Here is a 1499-nt window from a genome sequence, read left to right as displayed (position 1 = left end):
CATGTCGATCCATCTTACAAACTTGGAAAACGTTTTTTGCTAAGTCGATAGCGAGCACCGTAGAATGAGTCATGTGTTGGCTTCCTTGTAAAAGTGTCGTTACTTATTACGTTACTCCCGAGGGAGATAGGGAGTCCATACATCTTGGCGCTTTTACTTCAAGCCATTTTAGTGTTTATGGCTCAATGGTTTAGCTAAGGTGTTAGCGTTGTTCACACCTTAATTTTGCGTTATGTGAATGGAGGTGAAAATGTCTTCTGTACCAAGCAATAAAGATGAATTGGAGTTTGCTATAAACTCGATATTTTCGAAACTTATGGCTGACTATCGCTCAACTCCAGAAAGTCACGTTCGTAAATCAGGCGTAGAGGGAAACGTCAAAGGTACACTCATTAGCGTTAGTGATACGGTGGCTTATTTGATAGGTTGGGGGAAACTCGTACTTAAATGGTATCATCTAAGCTCTCAAAATCAACAAGTAGATTTTCCGGAAACAGGCTACAAATGGAACCAATTGGGGTTGCTCGCAGAAAGTTTCCACGACGAGTATCGTGACTGGAAATACGATGATTTACTTATTGAGCTCGAGTTTACGGTTAATGAAATACTTTTACTGATTTCAAGCTTAAGTAACCATGAGCTGTATGGTGTAGCGTGGTATGAGCAATGGACTTTGGGGCGCATGATTCAGTTTAATACATCATCACCTATGAAAAACATGCGTACAAAAGTTAGGCGCTTCAATCGAGAAATCACATAAGCAATTTAAGAGGGATTCTCAACGCTCGGCATTTTTGCTTTTACTTCAATTTTAGTGATTATGGCACAATGGTTTAAGTAAGGTGGCTTGCGTTGTTCACACCTTAATTTAGCGTTATTATCTATCCGTAGTTGTAGGTTTGGAGAGTTAGGTGTACGAAACCCGTAAAGCTGAAAATAGTGACTATGAGTTCCTATTCGAGCTTAAGAAATCAGCAGAATTTGAACCAATCAAAGCTGTATTTGGTTGGGACGAAAGTGTTCAAAGAGAAATTCATCACAATGAGTGGGGCGAAGAAAAGCCAACCATAATCGAAGTCGATGGAGTCGCAGTGGGCAGTTACTTGGTGCAGTGCCATTCTGAGTATCTGTACTTTGGTCGTTTTTTCCTATTACCAGAATATCAGGGTAAAGGAATTGGTAGCCAAGTATTAAAAGCGGTCATTGAGCTTGCTGCACAAAAGTTGTTACCGATAAAGCTTTGCTACTTACAAGGAAACCGAGTAGGGCAACTTTACAAAAGGTTTGGCTTTGAGGTTACAGGGCAGGACGAACAGTTCGTGCACATGCTCAAACCACGCTTATAACAATAATTTAAGAGTGATTCACAACGCTTATATGGACTCCCTATTGTTGTCAAAAAGTATTGTTAACGAAGGTTAGATGCTTGCTTATATACGGGCTCTAGTTGAGAAGCTATCTCGGGCCACTTTGATGTGTTCGCACCGTCATGACTTTAT

Annotated in this window: 2 protein-coding genes; both read left to right on the top strand. The window is 40.5% G+C overall.

The window, feature by feature from the left end; all coding sequences use genetic code 11:
* Positions 1-250 precede the first annotated feature (250 nt).
* Positions 251-760 carry a ClbS/DfsB family four-helix bundle protein gene (locus QTN94_RS19850; protein WP_331418837.1) on the top strand — a complete coding sequence of 170 codons (510 nt, stop codon included), beginning with the start codon at positions 251-253 and terminating at the stop codon, positions 758-760.
* Positions 761-911: 151 nt separating this feature from the next.
* Complete coding sequence (locus tag QTN94_RS19845) at positions 912-1346, top strand: GNAT family N-acetyltransferase (RefSeq protein ID WP_331418836.1); 435 nt, start codon at positions 912-914, stop codon at positions 1344-1346.
* The last annotated feature ends 153 nt before the right edge of the window (positions 1347-1499 follow it).

Source organism: Vibrio sp. M250220 (assembly GCF_036533795.1).
Taxonomy (GTDB): Bacteria; Pseudomonadota; Gammaproteobacteria; order Enterobacterales; family Vibrionaceae; genus Vibrio.
This window is presented reverse-complemented; position numbering and strand designations above follow the sequence as displayed.

What these genes read in the sequence shown, in the direction of transcription:
- QTN94_RS19850 (WP_331418837.1), top strand. Translation starts at nt 251, where the DNA reads ATGTCTTCTGTACCAAGCAATAAAGATGAATTGGAGTTTGCTATAAAC.